Source organism: Holzapfeliella saturejae, assembly GCF_037546065.1.
GTDB classification, from domain to species: domain Bacteria; phylum Bacillota; class Bacilli; order Lactobacillales; family Lactobacillaceae; genus Holzapfeliella; species Holzapfeliella saturejae.
This window is the reverse complement of the sequence record NZ_JAWMWG010000001.1, coordinates 590261-608038: the sequence shown is the minus strand read 5'-3', so window position 1 is coordinate 608038 and position 17778 is coordinate 590261. Positions and strand designations below refer to the sequence as shown.

17 protein-coding genes are annotated in these 17778 nt (G+C 36.2%); 3 read left to right on the top strand and 14 right to left on the bottom strand.

Annotated elements, in window-relative coordinates; genetic code table 11:
• Positions 1-28: 28 nt before the first annotated feature.
• Genes R4Y45_RS02960 through R4Y45_RS02950 form a run of 3 tightly spaced genes read left to right on the top strand, consistent with a single transcriptional unit; the run spans position 29 to position 2588 of the window.
• Positions 29-1048, top strand: a complete 1020-nt coding sequence (locus tag R4Y45_RS02960; RefSeq protein ID WP_339969121.1) for a lactonase family protein — start codon at positions 29-31, stop codon at positions 1046-1048.
• Between the two features lie 39 nt (positions 1049-1087).
• A complete protein-coding gene (locus tag R4Y45_RS02955) occupies positions 1088-1915 on the top strand; it encodes an undecaprenyl-diphosphate phosphatase (RefSeq protein WP_339969119.1) in 828 nt (275 codons plus the stop codon).
• Between the two features lie 28 nt (positions 1916-1943).
• Positions 1944-2588 (top strand): copper homeostasis protein CutC, encoded by a 645-nt coding sequence (locus R4Y45_RS02950; RefSeq protein ID WP_339969117.1) that lies wholly within the window; start codon positions 1944-1946, stop codon positions 2586-2588.
• Positions 2589-2645: 57 nt separating this feature from the next.
• Here R4Y45_RS02950 and R4Y45_RS02945 read toward each other — a convergent pair whose 3' ends face one another.
• The 14 genes from R4Y45_RS02945 to mutL all read right to left on the bottom strand — a co-directional run bounded on the left by R4Y45_RS02945 (position 2646) and on the right by mutL (position 17768).
• Positions 2646-2969 (bottom strand): DUF1292 domain-containing protein, encoded by a 324-nt coding sequence (locus tag R4Y45_RS02945; RefSeq protein WP_339969116.1) that lies wholly within the window; start codon positions 2967-2969, stop codon positions 2646-2648.
• 21 nt (positions 2970-2990) lie between these two features.
• A complete protein-coding gene (gene ruvX, locus R4Y45_RS02940; RefSeq protein WP_339969114.1) occupies positions 2991-3407 on the bottom strand; it encodes a Holliday junction resolvase RuvX in 417 nt (138 codons plus the stop codon).
• Positions 3408-3665 carry an IreB family regulatory phosphoprotein gene (locus R4Y45_RS02935; RefSeq protein ID WP_339969112.1) on the bottom strand — a complete coding sequence of 86 codons (258 nt, stop codon included), beginning with the start codon at positions 3663-3665 and terminating at the stop codon, positions 3408-3410.
• Between the two features lie 68 nt (positions 3666-3733).
• A complete protein-coding gene (alaS, locus tag R4Y45_RS02930) occupies positions 3734-6373 on the bottom strand; it encodes an alanine--tRNA ligase (protein WP_339969110.1) in 2640 nt (879 codons plus the stop codon).
• 246 nt (positions 6374-6619) lie between these two features.
• Entirely contained in the window at positions 6620-7966 is a 1347-nt protein-coding gene (locus R4Y45_RS02925) for a DEAD/DEAH box helicase (protein WP_339969107.1), read from the bottom strand.
• Between the two features lie 2 nt (positions 7967-7968).
• Complete coding sequence (locus R4Y45_RS02920; RefSeq protein ID WP_339969105.1) at positions 7969-8925, bottom strand: DHH family phosphoesterase; 957 nt, start codon at positions 8923-8925, stop codon at positions 7969-7971.
• Between the two features lie 32 nt (positions 8926-8957).
• The gene (dinB, locus tag R4Y45_RS02915) at positions 8958-10085 is read right to left on the bottom strand and encodes a DNA polymerase IV (protein ID WP_339969101.1); all 1128 of its coding nucleotides are present in this window, start codon (positions 10083-10085) and stop codon (positions 8958-8960) included.
• 49 nt (positions 10086-10134) lie between these two features.
• Complete coding sequence (gene zwf, locus R4Y45_RS02910; RefSeq protein ID WP_339969099.1) at positions 10135-11583, bottom strand: glucose-6-phosphate dehydrogenase; 1449 nt, start codon at positions 11581-11583, stop codon at positions 10135-10137.
• Positions 11584-11686: 103 nt separating this feature from the next.
• A complete protein-coding gene (gene yajC, locus R4Y45_RS02905; RefSeq protein ID WP_339969097.1) occupies positions 11687-12022 on the bottom strand; it encodes a preprotein translocase subunit YajC in 336 nt (111 codons plus the stop codon).
• A 27-nt stretch (positions 12023-12049) separates the two neighbouring features.
• Positions 12050-13186 carry a tRNA guanosine(34) transglycosylase Tgt gene (gene tgt, locus R4Y45_RS02900; RefSeq protein WP_339969095.1) on the bottom strand — a complete coding sequence of 379 codons (1137 nt, stop codon included), beginning with the start codon at positions 13184-13186 and terminating at the stop codon, positions 12050-12052.
• 28 nt (positions 13187-13214) lie between these two features.
• Positions 13215-14246, bottom strand: a complete 1032-nt coding sequence (gene queA / locus R4Y45_RS02895) for a tRNA preQ1(34) S-adenosylmethionine ribosyltransferase-isomerase QueA (RefSeq protein WP_339969093.1) — start codon at positions 14244-14246, stop codon at positions 13215-13217.
• A 1-nt stretch (position 14247) separates the two neighbouring features.
• On the bottom strand, positions 14248-15249 hold the full coding sequence (gene ruvB, locus R4Y45_RS02890; RefSeq protein ID WP_339969091.1) for a Holliday junction branch migration DNA helicase RuvB: 1002 nt from the start codon (positions 15247-15249) through the stop codon (positions 14248-14250).
• A gap of 14 nt (positions 15250-15263) precedes the next feature.
• Positions 15264-15866 carry a Holliday junction branch migration protein RuvA gene (ruvA, locus tag R4Y45_RS02885; RefSeq protein WP_339969089.1) on the bottom strand — a complete coding sequence of 201 codons (603 nt, stop codon included), beginning with the start codon at positions 15864-15866 and terminating at the stop codon, positions 15264-15266.
• Positions 15867-15869: 3 nt separating this feature from the next.
• On the bottom strand, positions 15870-17768 hold the full coding sequence (mutL, locus tag R4Y45_RS02880; RefSeq protein ID WP_339969087.1) for a DNA mismatch repair endonuclease MutL: 1899 nt from the start codon (positions 17766-17768) through the stop codon (positions 15870-15872).
• Positions 17769-17778 lie beyond the last annotated feature (10 nt).

The window sequence follows — 17778 nt, the reverse complement described above, 5'->3', positions numbered from 1 at the left end:
AAATAGATGAATTAAGGAGGAATTAATTTTGGAACACACAGTTTTACTTGGTGGTTACACCAAAAGAGATAGCCAAGGTATCTATCAAGCTAACTTAGTCAGCGACCAACTGACAACCGTTACACCATTTGTTCATGTTGAAGGTCCGACTTATTTTCAAGTTAGCCAACAAAATAAACTTTATACCATTGCTAAAAAAGATGATCTTGGAGGTCTTGCTGTTTATGATTTAAATAAGCCAGAACCCCAATTAATCGCTTCATACCTCACTCCAGGTCCTCCACCTGCTTATGTTGGCATTAGTGAGGAATTCAATTTGATTTTTACAGCCAATTATCATAGAGGAACTATTACCTTATATCAAATTGAAGCTGATGGTACATTATCTTTAAAAGATTCAGTTGAACATGAAGGTAGCAGTATTAAGCCCGAACAAACCAAAGCTCATCCTCATTATGCTGATTTAACACCTGATAATCGTTTAGCAGTTGCTGATTTAGGTTGTGACGGTGTCTTTATTTATGACATTGATTTTGAGACCTATCACTTAACTTTACATAGTCACTACCAAACAGCTCAAGGATTTGGTCCTAGACACCTTGTCTTCAATACTGATTACAACTTACTCTATGTTTTAGGTGAACTTTCAAGTCAAGTTGCTATTTTACGTTATACAGACGGTGAACTCAGTCATCTTGAAACAGTGGAAACCATTCCAGACGATCATACTGACCACAATGGTGCTGCTGCTATTTTGATTTCAAAAGATAATCGCTTCTTGTATACCTCAAATCGAGGACATAACTCTATTTGTGTTTTTGAAATTTCTAATGAAGGCCAAACGTTAACCGAAATTCAAACCATTAGCACCGAAGGTGATTTCCCACGTGACTTCAACTGGGATGCTGATCAGACTCGTGTAATCGTTGCTAACCAAAATTCAGATAATGCAACTTTATTTAACCGAGATGAAAAAACGGGTCGCTTATCCTTGATTGAAAAAGATGTTGCTGTTCCTGAAGCAACACGTGTTTTATTTAGGGACTAATACCCACTAAAATTTAATTAACCGAAAGGAATTTTTTCCGTGTTTGATATTATTAAAGCTATTATCTTAGGTATTATTGAAGGAATCACTGAGTTTTTACCCATTAGTTCGACTGGGCATTTATACTTAGCTAACGATTTACTTCATCTTGACCAATCACCTGAATTCATTAATATGTTTATGGTAGTTATTCAATTAGGGGCAATCTTATCTGTTATTGTCCTTTATTTTCATAAGTTGAATCCTTTTACTACTAAAAAAACAACACTTGAAATTAAGCAAACTTGGTCCCTTTGGGCAAAAGTTCTAGTCGCAACAATCCCATCAATTATCATTGGGTTACCTTTAAACGACTGGATGGATGAACATTTAACTTCATGGGGAGTTATTGCTTCGACCCTATTTATTTACGGGGTGTTGTACATTATCTTAGAACGTTACAACAAAAACCGTAAGCCTATTTTAAATGACCTTAACAAAATGACTTACCGCTTCGCATTAGCTATTGGATTCTGCCAAGTGCTCAGTTTAATCCCTGGTACTTCTCGTTCAGGATCAACAATTCTAAGGGCCATGTTCTTTGGTGCTTCCCGTTTTGTTTCAGCCGAATTTTCATTCTTTTTAGGTATTCCAACAATGTTTGGGGCTTCTTTACTTAAATTGTATAAATTCTTTAGTCACGGCGGACAATTCGTGGGCTTACAGTTGCCAATTTTATTAATTGGTATGGTGGTTTCCTTTATTGTCGCTTACTTAGCAATCAAGTTCTTATTGAACTACGTGAAGTCACATGATTTCACCGCATTTGGTTGGTACAGAATTATTTTAGCGATTGTTGTCGTTTTATTCTTCGGTCTGTTAAAATAATGAGATAACTAAAAAAGGAGTCTTTCATTTGATAATCAAAGAAGTACTTGTCGAAAATTTCACAACTATTCCTGCAGCTGTTGCTAATGGTGCAACACGCATCTTATTAGCTGATAATTTGGCTGGTGGAACAACAACTGCTAGTCACGGTGTTTTAACTGAAGGGGCTAAATACTTGCAAGATCAAGGCCTATCCCTAACCGCTATGATTAAACCCCGTTCTGGTCATTTCAACTACAATGATCTTGAATTAAAAATCATGGAACGTGATTTATTCACAGCACAAGAATTAGGAATTGATGCCGTCAGTTTTGGGGCTTTAACTTCAGCTAAAAGACTCGATATCGAAGCGATGGAAATGTTAATTGGGGCAGCTCAAGGTATGGAAATTGTCTTTAATCATGCTTTTGACGAAATCAAACCTGAATACAAACAAGAGACACTAGATTGGTTAGCAGAAAATGATATTACACGTGTCTTAAGTCACGGTGGGCCATTAGATTCTAATATTAAGAAAAATATTGACCAGCTTAATCAAGATCAATCCTTAACTCAAGCAGTTGTAATTACACCTTTTGAAGGAATTGATGCCAGTGATGCCAAAGAAATTGCTGAACAAACTAAAAGCACGATTTTAACAAGTTCAACACTTGTCCCCTTACCAAAAAATTAATTTAACTTACAAAAAAAGCTAGCTAAGATAAACTTAGCTAGCTTTTTTATTATTTTTTTATTCACCACTTAAACGGTCATCGTCTAAGAATGTATTTAAGACACCTTCAACCATGTCCCATTCTTCATCGCTTTCGATTGGGAATAAGTCACCTTTAGTTGCATCCCCATTTTCATCGGCGTTAAAGCCAAATGCTTGGATTTCAACATCTTCATCTGTTCCAACACCTGCTGGGTATAACAAGACATATGAGTTGTCGTAATCATCTGAGTAGAAGGTGAAAAGAACTTCAAACAGTTCTTCTTTACCTTTGTCATCTACTAAAGTGATTTGACGGTCTTCTGCTGGTAATTGGCTTTGATCATTAATTTTAAATGCCATTAATCGTTCCTCTTTTCTTTCTTATTGCATGTCTAAATAGTTTTGCAAAATCAAACTTGCTGCTAATTTATCGATAACTTGCTTACGCTTTTGACGAGAAGTATCAGCTTGTTCAATCAGCATTCTTTCAGCTTGCACTGTCGTTAAACGTTCATCAACATAAACAACAGGCTTATTAAATAGTTCTTCTAATTTTTTGCCGTACTCTTGTGACTTTTCTGCACGTTCACCAATTGAGTTATTCATATTCTTAGGTAGACCGACAACAAACTTTTCAACTTCATAGTCTTCCATCAGTTCTTCAACTCGGTCAAATCCAAAAATACCCTCATCTTCGTTGATTTGGATAATCTCAATCCCTTGTGCAGTCCATCCCAAAGGATCGCTAATTGCAATCCCGACTGTTCTTGAGCCGACATCTAGTCCCATTATTCTCATTTACTTCTCTTTACCTAAATAAGTTTTGAGCAATTCCTCAATTAATTCATCACGTTCATGTTTCAAAATTAAGTTTCTAGCATCATTGTGACGAGGAATATATGCAGGATCACCAGACATTAGATAGCCTACAATTTGATTAATTGGATTGTATCCTTTTTCCTCAAGTGATTGGTAGACACTTTCTAGTGTTTGACTCACATTTTTATTTTGGTAACGACTGAAATCAAAATGCATGGTTTTATCAAGTGAACTCATAATAATCCTCCTTTACTCTCTGCCTTTATTTTACTTGATTTTGATAAGTATTACAATTGACAGAAAACTTAATCTGCTAGTAGTGATTTGATTTTATCGATTGCAGCTGGAATACCATCTGGGTTTTTACCCCCAGCTTGGGCCATATTTGGACGGCCACCACCGCCTCCAGCAAATAGTGAAGCTGATTCTTTAATTAAGTCACCAGCCTTGAAACCTTTATCTAATGCTTTATCTCCTAAAGCCACAATTAAACTTGCTTTGTCTTGACCTTGTGCACCAATAACTAAGACGTCTGAAACATTTTGACCTTTCCAGTCATCAGCCAGTTGACGTAAATCTTTCATATCATCAACTGGTGCTACAGCTGCAACCACACTTAGTCCATTAATAGCTTCAGTTTGGTTGAATAAATCACCTGATGCTTGGCGGTTGATTTCAGCTTTAGCTTGTTCTAATTCCTTTTGAAGTTGTTTGTTGTCGTTTTGTAGTTGTTGAACACGTTTTTCAACATCAGCATCTTTAGTAGCTTTTACATCTGATTTAACCGCTTTCAAGATTGCTGAGTGGTTATTCAAGTATTCAAAAGCTTCTTGTGAAGTCACGGCTTCAATACGACGAACACCAGCACCAACAGCAGATTCAGAAATAATCTTGAATAAGCCTAGCTCACTTGTGTTGTTAACGTGTGTTCCCCCACAAAATTCAATTGACCAATCGCCAATATTAACGACACGTACTTGATCACCATATTTTTCACCAAATAAAGCAATTGCACCCATCTTCTTACCTGATTCAATATCAGTTTCAACGGTTGTTACATCAATTTGTTGCCAAATTTTTTCGTTAATCAATTGTTCGATTTGCTTAATGTCTTCGCTAGAAACAGCATCAAAACTAGTAAAATCAAATCTTAGGTAAGTCGGTTCAACTAAAGAACCGGCTTGTTTAGTATGTTCACCTAATACTTCTCTTAACGTTTGGTCTAACATGTGAGTTGCAGTGTGGTTACGTTTAACTTTACGACGGAATTCATGATCAATCTCAAGTTCGTAACGGGCACCTTTTTCAAGTGGGCTTAACACTTCGACATAATGTAAGTTTTGACCATTTGGTGCGTGTTGAACATCAGTTACTTTGGCAACAGCTTCTTTTTTGTCATTGTAAATGAACCCAATATCAGCTACTTGACCACCCATTTCTGCATAGAAAGGTGTTTCATCAAAGATTAATTGGGCTTGACCTGAAGAAGCTTTGTCAGCTAGTTCGCCATCTACTAGCAATTCAACTAAAGTTGAGTCTTGTTTTTCAGTTGTATACCCTGTGAATTCACTAGGTGTTGTTAAATCAAGCAACACTTCATTTTGTGACCCCATTGATTGTACTTTTGAACGTGCATTTCTAGCACGGTCTTTTTGTTGTTGCATTTGTTCATCAAAACCAGCTTTATCAACACCAAGACCTGCATCTTCTGCATATTCAAATGTTAATTCGTAAGGGAAGCCATAAGTATCAAATAATTTGAAAGTATCTTCTCCAGATAGTTCTTTTTGATTATTAGCTTTGGCTTCGTCAATCACTTGATTTAATAAGTTTAATCCATCAGATAGTGTTTCTTGGAAACGTTCTTCTTCTGATTTAATGACTTTTTCAATGAAATCTTTTTGTTTCAAGACTTCTGGGTAGTATGACTTCATAATATCACCAACTACTTCAACTAGTTGGTATAAGAAGGCACCTTTAATACCTAGTTTTTGACCATTTAAAGCGGCACGACGAATTAAACGACGTAAAACGTAGCCACGGCCTTCATTTGAAGGTAATGCCCCATCTCCAATAGCAAAACTAACCGTTCTTGCATGGTCAGCAATAATCTTGAATGACACATCGTGCTGTTTGTTAGTTGCATATTTAATACCGTCAGTAAAGGATTCAACTTTGTGAATAATTGGCATAAATAAGTCAGTTTCAAAGTTTGTTGGCGCATCTTGTAAAACAGAAACCACACGTTCTAGTCCCATCCCCGTATCAATGTTTTTATGAGGTTGTTCAACGTATTGACCATCTGGTAAGTGGTTGAATTCTGAGAAAACAATATTCCAAATTTCAAGATAACGTTCATTTTCTCCACCAGGATAATTTTCAGGGTCATCTTCTGCTACATCATTAAAAGCTTGTCCACGATCATAGAAAATTTCTGAGTCAGGACCACAAGGACCCCCACCAATATCCCAGAAATTATCATCAACATCGATAATATGATCTTTAGGTAAGCCCACAACTTCATGCCAGATACGTTTAGCTTCAGTATCTTTTGGATAAACTGTAGCATACAGTTTGTCTTCATCCATGTCTAACCATTTTGGACTTGTTAAAAATTCCCAGGCCCATTTCAAAGCATCTTCCTTGAAGTAATCTCCAACAGAAAAGTTTCCTAACATTTCAAAGAAAGTATGATGACGAGCTGTTTTACCTACGTTTTCAATATCATTTGTTCGGATACTTTTTTGAGCGTTGGTAATTCTTGGCTTATCAGGAACGACACTTCCGTCAAAGTATTTTTTCAAAGTAGCAACCCCTGAGTTAATCCAAAGTAATGTTGGATCATCAACAGGAACTAGGGATGCAGATGGTTCAACCATATGATTTTTACTCTTGAAAAAGTCTAAAAATAGTTGTCTAAACTCAGCACTAGATAATTTTTTCATGCTTATTTCTCCTTAAATTTAATATAAAAAAACACTCTTACAATTTCAAGGACGCTTACTCGCGCGGTACCACCTTGATTGCAACAGTGTTTGTTAACCTCTTTATTATTGCTATTAAAAATGAGTTCATCGGTAGCACATCATGAAGTGACTTAAGCATTTCCACCAACTAGCTCTCTCTATCAAGTCTACATTCATCATGCATGTCCTTTGACTTCTTAATTATAGTGTGAAGTCATTTTGATGTCAATTTTCATTTTTACGATTACGACGAGTTTGACGTTTTTTGCGACGAATTTCTAATTTTCTCTTTTGACGTGCATCGTTTTCAATTTCAGCTCTAATTCTCTTCTTGTATCCAGGTTTTTTCTTCGCTTTGGCTTTTTTCACAAACCCACGAATTCTTAGATCTAGTTGTTCTTTTTTAGATTGACGGTCTGTTCGACGATGACGACTTGTTGCTTCGACTAATTGACCTTTTTCAATCTTTTTAGGTGCAAATTTAATTCCCATTTTTTCAAGTTCAGCCACTAAGTTTAACTGACGATGTTCAATCAATGTAATGGCTGTTCCTGACATTTGGTTACGGCCTGTACGTCCAACACGGTGAATAAAGAATTCCAAGTCCTTAGGCAATTCAGCATTAATAACATGACTAACCCCTTCAATATCAATCCCACGAGCAGCTAAGTCAGTTGCCACAACGTATTGATATTCAAGATTTTGAACTTGACGCATTACACGTTTTCTTTCGCGAGTGGTAATACCACCATGAATTTTAGCTACCTGTAAGCCTTGTGAACTCAAGTAATGATGAATTTCATCAACACGAGTTTTAGTGTTGGCAAAAATCAAGGCTAAATAAGGCTGCCCCATTGTCAGTAATTGATAGATAGTGCCATCTGGATTTTTACCGTCAATTTCAATCAAGTCATTTTCAATAGTTGGGGAAATGATTTCTGGATTATCAATCGTAATATAATCAGGATGTCCCATATATTTTGTTAGAAATGGTTTTAATTTAGCTGGAATTGTCGCAGAAAAAACACTCATTGATAATTTCAACGGTAATCTTGAAGCAATTTTATCAACATCATCTAAAAATCCTAAGTCAAGTGTCATGTCGGCTTCATCAATCACAAAAGTTTGAACATTATCTAGGTTTAAGATTTTCTTTTCAGCAAAATCTAAAATACGTCCCGGTGTTCCGACTACAATTTGCGGTTGATTTTCAACTTTTTTGATTTGTTTTTGACGATCAGATCCCCCAACTAACAATTGAGCCTTAGCTTCTAATCCTGAAGCCTTCAGTAATTGTTCTAAGTTATTATAAATTTGTTGGGCAAGTTCACGACTGGGTGCTGTCACAATTGCTTGTAAGTTTTTCATATCAACATCTAAATTATTAACCAATGGTACTAGGAAAGCATGTGTCTTCCCTGAACCTGTTTGTGCCTGTACGACAGCACTTTGGCGTTTTAGAAGTTTTGGAATAACGCGAGTTTGAACTGGCGTTGGTTTTTTAAATCCGATTTCAACTAAACCATTTTTAACGGCATCAGTTAAATAGTCATTTTCAAAAATACTAGTCATTATTAGTCCTCGTTACTATAGTTTTTAATTGCTTGATGCAATTCAGTTTCAATTTGTTTCATTTCAGCTTCGTCTTTAGCGATGGCTCCAGAAGCTAGTGGATGTCCGCCACCTTCATGCTTTTTAGCAATTTCATTGATGATGGTGCCTTTTGAACGCAAGTGAACACGGAAAGTACCGTCTTCTTGTTCCACAAATGTCACCCAAGCTTTAATTTCTTTCAAACGACCAGGTGTTGAAACAGCCGCTTTGGCTTGTTGGAAAGTAATGTCTAATTTAGTCATTAATTCTTTTGTAATCGTAATTGATCCCATACCCACTTCATCGATACTGAGTAAATCTAAAGCAAAGTTTTGTAATTTTGCTTGCTTAAATGTTACCTCAGACAGTGTCCGTGAAATTTGGCTATGATCAATTCCTGTTTCAAGTAAAGCTTGTGCCATTTTTAAAGTATGAGGCGTTGTATTGTTAAACAAGAAGCGTCCCGTATCTCCGACAATACCGCCATACAATAATTTGGCAACCTCTTGATTCAACACTAATTTACCATTAGATGCAAGAATAAATTCCGTAATCATTTCAGAACAGCTAGAAGCAGTTGTATCAACGTCATCAATATCACCGTAAACATCGTCGTTAGGATGGTGGTCAATCTTAATTAAGGCATCACCAAGATGATAATGTTCACCACTAATTCTAGGACGGTTAGCCGTATCTACGACAATCACCAAAGCCTTTTTATAATCTGCCTCTGTGACATTATCCATAGTAGAAAACCACGCTAAATCACCAACATCCCCACCAGCTTTTAGCACTGTTTTAGTTGGAAAACCTGCTTTAATAGCGCCAACTAACCCACCTTGTGAACCCAAGGCATCTGGATCGGGATTTTCATGGCGGTGAACAATAATTGTTTGGTACTGCTCAATTAAGTTTAATATTTCTGTTACTTTTTGCATACAATCTCTCCTTAGCTATTTTTGTGACGCTTTTATCGTGTTTGAAATAAAGGTAATGACATCGACTGAATTTCAAAATCTAAAATATTCGTAACTGAAACACCTAACAAGCGAACACCCACTGTTAATTCAGTATCAAATTCATCAAGCAACTGACAAGCAACTTGATAAAAGTATGTGCTTTGGTCTTGTGCTTGGGCTAGTGTTTGTCTTCGAGTTGCCGTATTAAACTGACTATCTCGAATTTTAAAGACCACGGTTTGTGCTTTTAAATTTTCAGTAGTTAATTGATTTTGAATTTCATCACAATATAATTTTAACATTCTTTTAGCTTTGGTTTTAGTATGAATCGGTTCTAAAAAGGTTGATTCTTTGCCATAAGATTTTCGCAAACGATTAGCTTTAACAGGTCTTAAATCGATTCCAAAAGCCCGCTGTAATAAATCGTACCCAGCACGCTTAAAATCACGCAAAAAATCATGAATATTGACTGTAATTAAGTCTTCGTGTGTATAAATATCATGTTCATGCAGTCGCATTAACGTCTTCTTACCGACACCTGGGAACTGATTGATAGGATAATCTTTCAAAAATTCAGTTGCCATCTCTGGCAGAATAATCGTTCGGCCAAAAGGTTTGGCATACTCTGACCCTAGTTTAGCAAGAAATTTATTGTAAGAAATCCCTACTGAACAAGTCAGCCCTGTTTCTTTTAGAATACGTTGTTGTAAATAACTAGCTAAATCAATCGTTGTCTTATCCGTTCCTAGTTTGTTTTGCGTCACATCCAGGTATGCCTCATCAAATGCAACCGTTTCAACTAAATCCGTTACCTCTTGAAAAATGCAATGAATTTGTTTTGAAACTTTGCGATAAGTTTTGAAATCGGGTTTTACAAAAACTAACTCATTTTTAGGAATATTTTCAATGGCTTTGGTCGCTGGCATTGCAGAAAAAACGCCATATTTTCTAGCACGATAATTACTGGTGGTAATCACACCATGCCCATTATTTTTTCTTGGATCATGTGCCACAACTAGTGCTTTTTGTTTGAGTTGTGGATTTTTTAGTTCTTCAACAGAAGCATAAAATGCATCCATGTCTAAGTGAATAATCTTGCGGTCGGTTTTGTTTTTAGGCAACCAATCTTGTACTGTCATGATTTAATCCCTCATATCAGACAAAAAAACTGACTTTAAAAAGCCAGTTTTAACCTTTAAATACCCAACTATCTGTTGTCCCTTCAAAAATTCGTGAAACCTCGTTTGGTCCCATTGAACCATTTTGATAAGCAAAAGGTGGTTGAGCATCTTCTTGCCAAGTTTTTTCGATACGGTCGATAAAGTCCCAAGTTGTCTTAACTTCATGCCAGTGTACAAAGTTGGTTCTATCTCCAATCAAGAAATCGTAGAATAGTTTTTCATAAGCATCTGGTATTTGAGCGACTTCATCTTTGGTATAAGCAAACTTCATTTGTAGACTAGATAAGTCTGTTTGCGATAGTTGTTTCCCATTTAATGTCACCGTTAATTTATTTTCTGGATCAATTTCAATTGAAATAACATTATCTTGATTTTGTTCAAATAAATCATGTGATGATTTTAAAACTAAATCAACACGAGTCGTTTTTTGTGCCAATTTTTTACCTGTACGGATATAAAATGGCACATTTTGTAACGGACCTGCTTTAAATAAAAGCTTACCTGCCACAAAAGTTTCTACCGTTGATTCTGGTGACACTTGTTCTTCTTCTCGATAGCTGTTTTCACTATCATTTCCAGCATACTGACCTCGTACAAAGAAGCGATTAACATCATCTGCATCATACATCTGAATACTATTTAAGACTTCTTGTTTAGCTTGGTGAATATCAGTTGAGGTTAGGGATACTGGCTTTTTCATTGCAACTTGTGAAGCAATTTGGAAGATATGGTTTTGAACCATATCTCTTAAAGCTCCGGCAGTTTCATAATAGCCACCACGGTTTTCAACTCCTAGGCTTTCAGCTAGTGTAACTTGAACGTTTTGGATGTGTTCACTATCCCAAATCGAGTCAAATAGAGGATTCGTTAATCTTAAGTACATGATATTTTGAATCATTTGTTTGCCAAGATAGTGGTCGATACGATAAACATCTTTTTCAGCAAATGAGTCGCCAATTTGTTGGTTCAACACTTTTGCACTTTCAAGGTCATGACCAAATGGCTTTTCAACGACTAAGCGATTGTAGCCTGTATCTGTCACTAAGTTTTGTGCTTTTAAGTGTTGTGAGATTGTTCCAAAAAACTGAGGTGACATTGCTAAGTAAAATGTACGGTTACCTTGTGTTTTAAATTGAGATTCTAATTGTTCAATTTTATTGTTGAGTTCGATGTAATGATTTTCATCTGTTACATCATGTGATTGATAGAAAAAGTGTCGACTAAATTGATCAACTAAGTCACGATCAACGGCGTTAACATTTTCAACAATCGCTTGTTGAACCGTTTCTTGAAAGTAATCATCACTCCAAGGACGTCTAGCTGTACCAACAACTGCAAAATTTTCTTGAAGTGCACCTTTCCGGAATAAATTAAATAAGGCCGGATAAAGTTTGCGATGAGCTAAATCTCCTGAGCCACCAAAAATCACAAACAAAACGGGTAAATTCTTTTTCATAATTTTCACTCCCTCATCGAAGTTTTCTTTAATCAATATCTTATTCTGACATTAGTGTCACGGTTTTAAAAAGAAAAAACACCCTTCGGTGTTTCTCAAACGACTAATCTTCTTTTTTAGTTGTTTCTTCTTTTGATTCTAATTCTTTTGTTTCTTCAGTTTCATCTTCTGGTTCAACAGTGTCACCAGGTGTCACTTGACGAATGGCATTACGTTCAAAAGTTAAAAACAAGTTATCTGCATCAATTGTAACTGTTTTACCATCTTCGTTAACGCTTTCAATCACACCGTGAAGTCCACCAATTGTAATGATTTTGTCACCTTTTTTCATTGCTGACATTTTAGCTTGACGTTCTTTTTGTTGCTTTTGTGCTGGACGAATCATGAAGAAATAAAATCCAACTGCAATCAATATTAAAAATAAAATACTATAATCCATAAAGGCACCTCGTCTAATTTTTTCTTACTAAAAGTTCATATGTTTACTATTATAACCATAATTCTCAAAAAATTCAGCCCTGAAATCAGCTAAACGGTCATTTTTTATAGCTTCACGAACCTGCTTCATTAAGTCTAACAGAAAATAAAGATTATGATAACTAGTTAGATGAATTCCAAAAGATTCTTTAGCTTTTAATAAATGACGAATGTAAGCTCTGGAATAATTACGACAGGCATAACAGTCACAATTATCATCCATCGGACCAAAATCACGGGCATAAGCGGCATTTTTGATAACCAATCGTCCTTTTGACGTCATGACTGTTCCATTTCGAGCAATTCGAGTTGGCAAGACACAGTCAAACATATCAACACCACGAATCACACCATCAATTAAAGCATCAGGTGTCCCAACCCCCATTAAGTACCGTGGCTTATCTTCAGGTAACTCTGGCACCGTATAATCCAGTACTTGATTCATTTCTTCTTTGGTTTCACCCACACTCAAACCACCAATTGAATAACCTGGAAAATCAAGACTCACTAAGTCACGTGCACTTTGCTTACGCAAATCTTCATAGCCACCACCTTGCACAATTCCAAACAGAGCTTGAGTATCCGGATTTTGATGAGCTTTAAGCCCACGTTCAGCCCAACGCGTTGTACGATTAACAGCTTTTTGCATTTCAGCATAATCACTATGAAAATCAGTCAACATATCCAAGCTCATAATAATATCAGCCCCTAAATCATTTTCGACTTCAATAGCTTTTTCAGGTGATAAGAACATTGGCTTACCTGATAAATGGTTCTTAAACGAAATTCCTTCTTCATTAAACTTAACATTATCAGTCAATGAAAAGGCTTGAAATCCACCTGAATCGGTCAAAATGGGATGATTCCAGTTCATAAACTTGTGCAAGCCACCAGCTTCTTTAACGATTTCTTGTCCTGGTCTTAACCATAAGTGATAATTATTAGCCAAAATAATTTGGGCACCCACTTTTTCCAAATCTTCAGGAGACATGGTTTTAACGGTTGCTTGGGTCCCTACTGGCATAAAAATAGGGGTTTGAAAGGTACCATGTAGTGTTTTAACTTCACCTAAACGTGCACCTGTTTGTTTATCAACATGTAATAATTTATATTCAATTGCTGCCATTATTGTCTGATTCCTATTCTATCTTTAATTAATAAATAAACATGGCATCCCCAAAACTGAAAAAACGATAACGCATTTCTACAGCATGTTGATAAGCCTTTAAAATATTGTCTTTTCCGGTAAAACTAGCCACTAGCATCACTAATGTGGATTTAGGTAAATGAAAGTTTGTGACAAAAGCATCGATTACTTTAAACTCAAATCCTGGTTTGATAAAAATGTCAGTCCAACCACTATCTGCTTTAACTTGACCATCAAACCGACTCGCAATCGTTTCAAGCGTTCGAATCGTTGTTGTACCAACTGCAACCACTCGCCTGCCTTCTGCTTTAGCTTGACTAATTAGTTTAGCATTAGCTTCATCTAATTGATAGAACTCACTATGCATTTTGTGTTCACTAATATCACTAAAGACGACCGGACGAAAAGTTCCTAGTCCAACATGGAGTGTCACATAGGCTAACTGAATGCCTTTTTGTTGGATTTTTGTCAGTAATTCAGGAGTAAAGTGAAGTCCTGCGGTCGGTGCTGCTGATGACCCATTTTCTTTTGCATAAACCGTTTGATAACGGTCATTATCATCCAAATGGGCTTTGATATAAGGTGGTAATGGCATTTGACCAAGTTGTTCTAAGATTTCTAAAAAAATACCCTCATATGAAAACTCAATTTGAAATTTTCCTTCTTCACGTCGTTCGATTACTTTTGCTCTTAGTTGACCTTCACCAAAAGCGATTTCATCATCAACGTGTAATTTGCGAGCAGGTTTAACTAAAACTTCCCAACGATCACCTTGCTCTTGCGTCAAAAGCAACAATTCCACATGACCATGTGTGTGTGCTTTTTGACCGTATAATCGAGCAGGTAAGACACGGGAATTATTCATGACTAAAACATCACCTGATTGTAGTTCATCTATTAAATCATAAAAATGACGATCATCTAATTCACCGGTTTGATGATTTAGCGTTAATAAACGTGAATGATCACGCTGTTCAAGTGGCGTTTGGGCAATTAATTCTTCAGGTAGCTCATAATCAAATTCATCTATTGATTGCATACTAGTTCTCCATCATTTTAATACCTAGATGAGCGTAAGCTTTAGGAGTTACAGCTCTTCCTCTAGGAGTTCTCTTTATAAATTCTTTTTGTAATAAATACGGTTCATAAATTGTCTCAACCGTCTCTTGATCTTCACCGATGTTAGCCGCTAATGTTTTGATGCCAACTGGACCTCCTTGATAGGTTTCAATCATCATCATTAACAATTTACGGTCAACTTGATCAAGTCCTGCATCATCTACTTCCAGCTGTGCTAATGCTTGCTGAGTTGTTTCTAGACTAATTTCTTCTTCTTCTTTAACTTCAGCAAAATCACGCACACGTTTTAATAAACGGTTACTGATACGTGGTGTCCCTCTTGATCGTTTAGACAACTCATGGGCAGCTTCTTCTTTAATTTTTGAATCAAAAACTAAAGAAGAACGCTCAATAATATGTTGCAGGTCCTCTTCTTCATAATAGTTCATATGCTCAATGATTCCAAACCGGTCTCTTAGTGGTGCCGACAATTGTCCTGCTCGAGTTGTGGCACCAATTAGCGTAAATGGTGGTAATGGAATATGGACTGAATGTGTCCCTTCTCCTTGACCAATAATAATATCAATATAAAAATCTTCCATCGCCGAATACAAGACTTCTTCAACCGTTTTAGGCAGACGATGAATCTCGTCGATAAATAGCACATCTCCTGGATTCAGTTCAGTTAGTAATGCTACTAAGTCGCCGGCTTTTTCAATTGCAGGGCCTGTTGTACTGCGTAGCTTAACTTCTAACTCATTAGCAATAACAAATGCTAAAGTCGTTTTACCGAGTCCTGGTGGACCGTAAAGTAATACGTGATCCAGTGATTCTTGACGTTTTTTAGCTGCTTGAATATAAATTGATAATTCGTCTTTAACTTTATGCTGACCGATGTATTGGTTTAAATACTGCGGACGCAAAGATAACTCAAGCATTTTGTCGTCTGGGTTTGCTGCTTGATTAGTTAATCGTTCACTCACCGATTAGCTCCTTTCTATTTTTTAAGTAATAATCTAAGCCCTTCTTTAACATATTCATCAACCTTATTAAGCTGAGTTTGTTTCAGTTTTGGACTGATTTTATCAATTTCACGCTGAGTATAGCCCAAAGCTTGTAAAGCTTGTAAACTCTCATCAAATTCTTTTGAACCAGAAGCTGGTTGTGACTTCATTTGGTCGGCAGTTTCCAGTGAATCATCTTGGTAAATGGCCATTTTACCTTGTAAATCAAGTACAATTTGAGAAGCTGTTTTCTTACCAATACCTGGGAATTTCATCAAATATTTAATATCGCCCGCATCAACTGCTGCAGCTAAGCCACTAACATCTTCACTCGCCATAATTGCTAAAGCACTACGAGGACCAATTCCACTAACACGATTCAACAAATTGAAAAGTTGTTTATCTTCTAAGTTTTTAAATCCATATAAAGTCAGTTCACTTTCACGTACGATTTGTTCGATAAAAATTTGAACAGCTTCTTCTTGCTTATACTGATACGGATAAGGCGTTAAAATCAAATAGCCAATCCCATTATTTTCAAGCACAATATAGTCGGGTTTAATTGAGACAATCGTCCCTTTTAAATATTCATACATTAATTATTCTCCTAATTCGCCATCATCTCGTTGATGACTTTGTTGGATTCTGCGAAACATTTTTTCCATATCACTTTGACTAAAGTGAATTAAAACCGGTCTACCATGAGGACAATTATAAGGATTTTTAGCCTGTGACAATTGGTCTAATAGAGCCTGTGCTTCTTCTGGTTTTAAATAATGATTGGCCTTAATCGCATTCTTACAACTCATCATAATCGCAGTTTGTTCTCTAAATTGTTTTAGTGTCAGTTTTGGATTATCCAAAATTGCCTCAATCATTTCACGGATTAAACTCTCCTGATTATCAACCATCCATGTTGGATGTGAATTAATAATAAACGTATTGCCTCCAAACGGACGTAATTCTATTCCCAATTCCTGTAACTGCTCTAAATAATTTTGAACTTTCAAATAGTCAGAATTTGATAACTCGATTGTCATAGGTGTTAAAAAGGTTTGCTGATCAGTTGAAACTTCGGCTATAGTTTCTCGATAATTTTCATAGTTCAATCGTTCTTGAGCTGCATGCTGGTCAACTAGATACATTCCGTCATCGCTTTGAGCAATAAGATAAGTCAGATGCACTTGACCTACAAACTCTAAATCAGGAAATTGTGAAGTTTGCGATTTTTCTGAACTTTGAGTTTTAGTAGAATTACTTTTATCATCATCAAACGGCGAGAGCGTAATTTGAGTTTGGACATTCTCATACCAAGTATCTGAAACATTCACCGGATGTGTTTGCTTATTAACTTCAAATGTTTGTGACTCTTCTTCAACTTGATAATACTTTTGTCCATTGGGATAGTTAAATTGGCGAGGTTGGTGTTTAGATAAACTCAAGCCCGTTTGTTGATACTTAGGTTGTGTTTGAGCTGGTTTAACTAAGTTATCTAGCCCATCTTGTACCAAATTATTTTTAGCTAATGTTGCTTTAAAAGTTTGTTCAATTAACTCTTTTAATTGTGCTTCTTTAGATAAGCGGACTTCCTGCTTAGTTGGATGCACATTGACATCGACTAAATTAGCATCCATTTTAATATTCAAAACGACAACTGGAAATCGTCCCACCATTAGTTTACTGCCATAGCCATTAATCATACTGCGAGATAGCTGATAATTTTTGATGAATCGTCCGTTTAATAAAATAGACATATAGTTACGATTAGAACGTGTCATTTCCGGTAAAGATAAAAAACCAGAGATTTCAAAATCTACATTTTCAGAAGCAAACGGGACCATCTTTTGTGCAATTTGACGACCGTAAATATTTGCAATATTTTTCTTTAAGTCGCCATCACCTGCAGTTTGACTAACACGTTTTGAACCGTTAAATAGTCGAAAAGATAAATCAGGATAACTCAAAGAAAGTTGATTCACAACATCAATCATTTTAGCAATTTCTGTTTTTTGTGATTTTAAGTACTTTAATCTGGCTGGCGTATTATAAAACAAGTCATTAACCTTAACCTGCGTTCCCTTTTTAGCTGCAATAGGTTCTTGAGAAGTTAATTTACCATCAATAATTTCAGCTTTAATCCCTTGAGGCTCACCAGTATTAGTTAGAATTTCTACTCGTGAAACCGCCGCAATACTAGATAAAGCCTCGCCACGAAATCCTAAGGTTAAAATATTAAACAAATCATCTGTCGTTGTGATTTTACTAGTTGCGTGACGTTTAAAAGCCAGTGGCAAATCATCTTCAGCTATACCTGTCCCATTATCAGATACGATAATTTGCTTTAATCCGCCTTCTAAAAATGTAATATCAACTTCAGTTGCTTGAGCATCAATTGCGTTTTCAACCAACTCTTTAACCACTGAACTTGGGCGTTCAATTACTTCACCTGCAGCAATTTGATCACTTAATTTTTGAGAAAGTTCTCGAATTTGTGTCATCTTGCAACTC